Source organism: Parafrankia soli (assembly GCF_001854695.1).
In the GTDB taxonomy this organism is placed as follows: domain Bacteria; phylum Actinomycetota; class Actinomycetes; order Frankiales; family Frankiaceae; genus Parafrankia; species Parafrankia soli.
The window spans coordinates 1-7,522 of the sequence record NZ_MAXA01000054.1; the positions used below are offsets into that span (position 1 = coordinate 1).

At 66.6% G+C, this 7,522-nt stretch carries 5 protein-coding genes; 3 read left to right on the forward strand and 2 right to left on the reverse strand.

The features are described from left to right. Positions 1 to 402 precede the first annotated feature (402 nt). Both BBK14_RS06750 and BBK14_RS06755 read right to left on the reverse strand, forming a co-directional pair. Entirely contained in the window at positions 403 to 1,026 is a 624-nt protein-coding gene (locus BBK14_RS06750; RefSeq protein WP_071060327.1) for a TetR family transcriptional regulator, read from the reverse strand. A gap of 80 nt (positions 1,027 to 1,106) precedes the next feature. Beyond that, the gene (locus BBK14_RS06755) at positions 1,107 to 2,276 is read right to left on the reverse strand and encodes a hypothetical protein (RefSeq protein WP_131802186.1); all 1,170 of its coding nucleotides are present in this window, start codon (positions 2,274 to 2,276) and stop codon (positions 1,107 to 1,109) included. Positions 2,277 to 2,710: 434 nt separating this feature from the next. Here BBK14_RS06755 and BBK14_RS06765 point away from each other — a divergent pair, with 434 nt between their 5' ends. The 3 genes from BBK14_RS06765 to BBK14_RS06780 all read left to right on the forward strand — a co-directional run bounded on the left by BBK14_RS06765 (position 2,711) and on the right by BBK14_RS06780 (position 6,973). Next, complete coding sequence (locus BBK14_RS06765; protein WP_071060330.1) at positions 2,711 to 4,069, forward strand: alpha/beta hydrolase domain-containing protein; 1,359 nt, start codon at positions 2,711 to 2,713, stop codon at positions 4,067 to 4,069. A gap of 238 nt (positions 4,070 to 4,307) precedes the next feature. After that, complete coding sequence (locus BBK14_RS06770; RefSeq protein WP_198541195.1) at positions 4,308 to 4,565, forward strand: hypothetical protein; 258 nt, start codon at positions 4,308 to 4,310, stop codon at positions 4,563 to 4,565. Positions 4,566 to 5,488: 923 nt separating this feature from the next. After that, positions 5,489 to 6,973: a CocE/NonD family hydrolase gene (locus tag BBK14_RS06780; protein WP_275078451.1), complete on the forward strand. Its 1,485-nt coding sequence runs from the start codon at positions 5,489 to 5,491 to the stop codon at positions 6,971 to 6,973. Positions 6,974 to 7,522 lie beyond the last annotated feature (549 nt).

A 7,522-nucleotide genomic window follows, 5' to 3' on the forward strand; every position in this document is an offset into this window, starting at 1 on the left:
GACCCCAGCAGGACGGTGACGAGCCAGACCAGTCGGACCAGGCCGGGTAACTAAATCTGCGAGCAACTCGCCTCAAACAGCTTGACGGATTCCGGTTGCGTGTCAGGGCGTAGAGCAGCGACCACACCATGACCATCCAGCCTGCCCGACGCAGGCCCCATCCGGCAGGCAAACGCGCAGGTCACCGCCCAAATCGGGATTCTGGAGCCCCACAGGATGGACATAGGTGACCATCATGCCGACAGCAGCCGCGCCGCCGCATCATCCCTGCTCACAGCCCAGGCCGACTTCTGGCACCCCACACGATCTGTAGGAGCGCGTCAGTGACGGCCCGCGGTTCGGTGATCATCAGATCGTGTCCCGTATCGATCTCCCGGAGGACRTGGACGTAGGGAGCGTGGATCAACCAGACCAGGTCCTCGGATCGGATACGATCCCTTGTTCCAGGACCTCGAGGCTTTCCGAGATCCTCGTCACCAAGTCGCCACCCTCGAGGAACCATTGCGTCTGCGCCGTCTGGATGACGCCGCCGACTGCCGCGGCCAGCATGGTGGGTACCAGAGCGTCACTGGGCAGGCCGAGGCGAGAACCAAGGAACTCCGCGATCACCCTCTGGGTCTTCAGTTGGATTCCGCCCAGCACCGTCCTCAACACGCTCGGGGTAGCCATCATCACTTCCGTCCAGCGCCTGYTGAGGGCCGGGTCCTCCCGCGACACTGCCTCCATCAGTGCGAGGCGCAGCGAGTGCAGCGGAGCCTCGTCGATGGCACGGGTCGCCAGCGTGGCCTGTAGCGCTTGGCTCCGTCGGTCGATCTTCACCAGCAGCACGTCTTCCTTGGCGGGAAAGTAGCGGTAGAACGTCCGCACCGAGATGTGTGCTTCGGAGGCGATGTCGTCGACGGTGACTTGGTCGAACCCGCGCTCCTCGAACAGCCGGAGCGCGACGGCCTCCAACTCGGAGATCATCATCTCCGAGCGCTTAGTCCTCAGCTGCGCGGCAAGCGACTCGGTCGTCAACTCGGTCATCCCATCGGTCCCACACTCTTTCCGGCACCCGCTCCCTCCTTGCAGCCTAGGCCGTTCCTGCCTGGGAAACGGCGGAGCGGTTAGCCGTCGCGCTTGGGGTTGTAGCCGTCGTAGAGGTCGGGGTGGTCGTGCGCGAAGATCGGGGCGCGGTTGATGTACTCAGGTCCGATCCACAGGTGCATCATCTGGTCGTTCTCGAGCGGGCGTACCTTCCCACCTCGTGCTGTGCACTCGCTCTCACTCAGCCAGACGGCGGAGTTCTTCTCCGTGAGCGATGACACCCTGCCGCCCTCGAAGCAGGCCGACGGGTGGCTGTGCCACGCGTCGTAGTCGCCGGTGAAGCCCTCGGGCACGTCAGCGACCACGTAGCTGAGCCCCGCGAACTTCGCGTCGGGCCCGTCACCGTCGAAGAGGAGGATGTTTGGGTTCAGCATGTCGAACGCCGCGGCGCCACTGAAGCCGACGGTACTGACGTAGTGCGCGCCGATCCCGTATAGGCTCCTGCCCGGGTTGAACCAGCCGTCGCTCGCCGCGTCGGCGGCGGTCGGGTACTTGTTCGCCCACAGCGCGATCACCTGGTCGACCTCGGCCTTGGTCGCCGCGGGGAGCTTGTCGTAGGTGATGGTGCTCTCGGTGTGATCGTGCCCGGTGGCCGCCGAGGGGTCCGACGCGTCGTGGCCGTGGGCCGTGGCGGTTGTGGGATGGGCATGCTCATCGCCGGATGCATGCGCGTGGTTGGCTGTGCTCGGCGACACGAGAACCGCGGTCGTGCCCGCGAGGACGCCGACGGCGACCGCGACGGCCACGGCCGGCGCCGCGCTCTTCCAGCGTTCGAGCACCCTCGACTCGACCAGGAGCGCGACCGCGCCGACCACGATCGCGACTTCGAAGACCACGCAAAGGATGTCAGCCGAACGGGCCTGCCGGGTGCCGCCGTCACCCGTCCAGTCCGGCAGCCCGACGGTACGGCTGGTCGCCCACGCCGTGAGGAAGACGAGGTTCGCGGCAACAGCCAGCCACAGCCAGACACGCGTGGGTGCCACGAGCACGGCGAGCGCGAACCCGATCTGGAACCAACCCGCGGCAGCGAACGCCAGGCCCATGACCAACGATTCCTGCGCGTGCGGGGGGACCATGACCAAGTGGACGGCCCCCGCGCCACACGACAGCGTCACGAGCAGCCAACGCAGGAACGTGCTCGGGGCGTACCTGGCCGACGAAGCGGGATCGCGCGCCGTCCTCTCGTGCAAGGACTGGTCCGTCGACATCGTTCCCCTTAGGTCGCTTCCCGCCCCCTGAGAGGGAACCGTGCCACCTCGCGCGTGTTCATGTCAACAGTGGCATGTCATGCCAAGGGGCAGACTCGCTTCGTAACCATAAGAGCATGGCTGGCGACTATTTGTGATCGCGAGGGTCGCTGGTCGGGTCGCGATGGTGATTCGCCATGGGCTGTACCTCATTGAGGGTTGACACCCTTTTGCCGCAGGAGCTAGCTTTCGCAACCTGTCGGTCTTGTCATGATCTGCCATTAACGTCTCGACGTGCAGGCCGGTCAAGGCTATTGACGTAAGACGAGAGGGGAATGGCTGTGGTTCGACATCGGATGCTGGGGGTGACGTGTGCGCTCGTAGCATGTGTCGGGTTAAGTGGGACTGCTTACGCGGATGCCGCGTCCCCGGCCGAAATGGGGCCTGTGACCGGGGGAAACGGTAAGCCGGTCGTGTTCGCGCACACGAACTTCGACCTCGCCTCCGTGGGCTACGCGCAGTCGGAGTACTTCCTGGAGGGGACGGCGGACGCGTACTCCCCGACGGCCCCGCTCACGACGGACGGGAAGTGGACGGTCCAACCGTCCTCGCAGCAGCCGTACCAGACGCGCGTCGTCGTGAACCGACCGATCCGCGACCGCGACTTCAACGGCACGGTGGTCGTCGAGTGGCTGAACGTCACCGGGGGAGTGGACGCCAGCCCGGACTGGATGCACCTGCACACCRAGTTGACCCGGCGCGGCTACGCCTGGGTGGGTGTCTCCGCGCAGGCCGTCGGCCTCAACGCGCTCAAGGCGCCGCCGATGGGGGACCCGGCACGGTACGCCACCCTGACGCATCCCGGTGACAGCTACTCCTACGACATGTTCTCCCAGGCCGGTCAGGCGATCCGCGACAACCCCGACCTGCTGCTCGACGGACTGACACCCAAGCGTCTGCTCGCCGTCGGGGAGTCGCAGTCGGCGCACCGCCTCACCACCTACATCAACGCCGCGCACCCGCTCGTGAACGTCTACGACGGCTTCCTGGTACACAGCCGCATCACCCCCGCCGGCGCACCCCTGACCCAGGCTCCGCTGCCGGACGTACCGGCTCCGGCGCCCACCTTCATCCGTGACGACCTCGACGTTCCGGTGCTGCTCTTCCAGACGGAGAACGACACCGGCGGCCTGCTCTCCCGCCGGCCCGACACCCCCCTCTACCGGCTCTGGGAGGTCGCAGGCACATCACACTTCGACCTCTACGGCCTGCGGCAGGGCGCTAGCGACACCGGAGACCGTCAACCGGTCGCGGACTGGTTCGACTCGATGCTGCATCCGACGAACCAACCGAACCCCAACCACACCTGTAACCTGCCGATCAACAGTGGACCACAGACTTTCGTCCTACGCGCGGCGATCGCCAGCCTCAACCGCTGGGTCGCCCACGGCACGCCACCTCCTATGGCGCCACGCCTCGAKACGATCAGCGTTCAGCCCCTCCAGTACGCACTGGACGCGAACGGCACCGTGCTCGGCGGTATCCGCACGCCAGCCGTAGACGCCGCGGTGGCCAAGCTCAGCGGACTCGGTAACAGCGGTACCCCGTCCTGTCCGCTCTTCGGCGCCACCGTCCCCTTCTCAGCGGAGCAACTCACCGCCTTGTACCGCAACCACGGCGGTTTCGTCTCGGCATGGAACCGCGCGACCCAGGACGCGGTCCGGGCCGGGTTCCTCCTGCCCGAGGACGCCCGCCATCTCCTGGTCGTGGCGGCGCAGTCCAACATCCTCAAGTAGCGATCCCGCAATGCGCTGGGCCACCGAGAACCCGCAACCGCCGCAGCCGGAAGCCGACGACAGCCTGCGGCGCGACGCCCTCGTCGCACCGTCATCCCGCAGACAACCGAATGGACCGACACCCGACGTCTGAATGCGGCGGGCATGCTCGACACCTGTCGAGCATGCCCGCCCACGAGCGTCTCACTCACCGAACAGCGCGCGGGTCTCCATGGAGGCCGGATCGTGCGCGTTCGCCATGACCAGAGCACTCAACAGTCTGTTCAGCTCGTTCCAAAGACAGGCCGTGCGGAAACTGTTCGGTGAGCTGGACCAGGGCACGGCCGAGGACCTGACGACGTTACTCGCCGGCGGGACGGCCGCAGTCATCAACGACTGGTTGATCGACGGCGACGATCCCATCGATCCCGAGGAATTGACTGACCGCCTGCTCCGCCTCGTGTTGGTGCTCGCCGGTAGCCAACACGTCCGAGTAGAAGGAGGTCGCGTGCGATGAACCTGAATCTCCTGTGCGCCGGTGCGGTCGTGGCCGACGGCGTATCCCTTAAGTCGCGACCATCGCACTCGGGTCCAGATCTCCAGCGGCGCGTTCCCGCGCTACAACCACAACCCGGACCCAAACGAGCCGCGGGAAATCGCCACAATCCCCCGCGTCGCGGATCAGAAGGTGTTCCACGACCCCGCCGCACCGCCCATGGTGATCCTGCCGGTCCGGCAACCGGAATAACTCCAAATCCCGTGTAGTCGGCCCTCCACCCCTGTCGGCTGACCTGATGGCGGGACCAGGCAAAAATCGATGGAAACAAGGGAGGCATGCAAATGCCAGGCAAGAATGCGGCCAGAAAGCGCTCAGCCCGCCTGCCCGGGAAGACCTCGGTTGGGGATGTACTCCGGCAGCACTGGATAGTTGTGAACCGGTAATGCGGGACAGTGTCGAGCTTCTCCCACTGATCGGAGCGTGACGATGACCTACCCTCTCGACCCTGAACGTGCCGCAGCTAGCCCGCTGCGTGCGCACCCTAATCTGCTGAACGCAGCCGAGACAGAGGCTTTGATCGCGGAGGCTCGCCGCGGTCACCAGCCCGRCCCGCCGGTGCCGACTAACAGGACGGACCATCGCATGCCCAGCCCGCCCCCCGTGAGGGTGCGGACGGTGTCGAGCGAGGTGCCACGGTGAGCGCCGGACAGGTTGTGTCGCCGAGGCGCGGGAGATTCCTGCGGTCGCGGGGGCGCGGACGCTTCTGGCCCGTGCTGGCGGCGGTGACGATGGCGATAACCGCGTGCTCGGCGTCGTCCCCGGACAGCACAGCGGTGTCGGCGAGTGGCCCGCGTCCGACCGAAACGGCACCGCTGTCGGCGGCGACCAACGCATGGTGGTCGTACACCCGTCCGGCGACGTTCGACTCGACGCGGACCTCTGTGAAGGTGCCCGCGGGAGACGGTACCCAGCTCGACTGCTCGCTCGTGCGTCCCGCCAAAAACGGCGCCCCGGCTGCTGGCCGGTTTCCCGGACTGGTGATCGAGTTCACCCCGTATGCCGTTATCCGCTCCACCTTCGAGAGCGAGGCTGCGTACTTCGCCACCCGCGGCTACAACGGTCTGGTCTGCAATGTGCGGGGCACCGGACCTTCCGGTGGGACCTGGCAGCATGCCATGTCGGCCCAGGACAGCCGAGACGCCCGTGACCTCATCGAATGGTTGGCGATTCAGCCGTTCTCCGACGGGCGCATCGGCATGTTCGGCGAGAGCTACGGCGGCCAGACCACCTACGGCGCCGCCATCGAGCAGGCGCCGCACCTGCTGGCCATCGCGCCCCTCCAACCCCCAGCGAGCCTCTACGACGATGTCATCTACCCGGGCGGCATCAAGACCACCGAGGGCGGGACCATCGACAACTGGCCCGGTACTGCCCAGCTCCTCAGCCAGGGCCGTATCGACGCCGCCGCTGAGTACGCCGCCAACCGCGAGCACCCGACCTTCGACTCCTACTGGCAGGAGCGATCCTTCGCCGGCCGCTACAGCGCGATCAAAGTTCCCGTGCTCACCGTCGGCGGGTGGGAAGACCAGTACTTCAGATCGGGCACCCTGGCCAACATCGAAGGTGCTCTCAACCGGACCTGGGCGATCTACGGACCCTGGCAGCATCTCTCACCGATCGCCTTCCCCAACTGCCCGGGCCTGTGTAACCCCGAGGGACTCGCTCCCGGCCTGCTGCTGGCATGGTTCGACCGCTGGGTCAAGAACCTGCCCGACGTCCCGATCCCGACCCGCCCCACCTTCGTGAGCTACGAAGGCCCCGCCGGTATCGGCGACGGCTGGCGCGAGGTCTCGAACTACAACCCCAAAAATGGCGCCCGGACGCAGACGCTGTCCCTGAGCCAGGACGGCACACTGTCCGCAGACCGCGGCACGAGCGGGTCCGCCACGTTCCACCAGCCCGCCGACCCGGCAAGCCCCGCCGGATCAGCCACGTTCCAAACCGCCCCGCTCACCCAGGCGACGTCGATGCTCGGCCACCCCGCACTCACCCTGCGGGCATCCCTGTCCGGCCCCGACGCCAACCTCTACGCCGAACTCCTCGACATCGCCCCGGATGGCACCTCAGCCCTGGTGAACAACGGATTCCTGCGCGCAAGCCACCGCACCTCGCACACCACACCGACACCGGCACCCGTCGGCACACTCATCACGTTCGACCTGCAGATCCGCGCGGACCACTATCGATTCGCCGCTGGCCACCGCATCGCCATCCGGCTCTCCGGCGGCGCCGCCGACACCCTCACCCCCAACCCCGCACCCGTCGACGTGACCGTCGCCACCGGCACCGGCGGCTCCGTCCTGCACCTCCCCACCATCCCCGACTCCTCACCCACCCCCGCCGCGAGCACGAACGCCCTCAACTAAAAAGACGCTCAGYCAGACGCCACCGTCGCGCCTACCCATCGACCTACCAGGTGGACCTAACGCACCACAATAAAAACCGCTGAATCTTGGTTACCGGCCCTGAAATCACTGTTCGACCGGTCGCCATGCGACCCTGACCAGGGATGATGCCCCGTGACCACACCGGCAGCGGCATCGCTTCCCGAGTCGAACGCGCGTTCCGTACACCTGGTGGTTCCGGGCTACCCAGCCGTCCGTCGACGTTCACACCTACCGACCGGCCGCGGCGTGGCGAGGTCTCCACCGTCGGTCGAGCCTTGTCCGGGCGCATGCAGTAGGCGGAGGGAGTGTCCGATCAGGTAGGTGCCTGTCCAGGCCGACCTGTTGTGAATTTAGGTTAGGTTACCCTACACTGGTGGTATGGATGGTCAGCGCGGTGAGGGTTCGCGATGAGCGGGGGCGGGGATGCCCGTGAGGATGCGGGGAGTCCATCGGCTGCAGAAGAAGTGCCCTCTGATCAGGGGGTGAGTGGTGGGAAGCGGCTGCCTCTCTCGTTTGCTCAGCGCGGGA

Excerpts from the sequence above, each read along its gene's own strand:
- BBK14_RS06770 (WP_198541195.1), top strand. The coding sequence starts at position 4,308 with ATGACCAGAGCACTCAACAGTCTGTTCAGCTCGTTCCAAAGACAGGCC.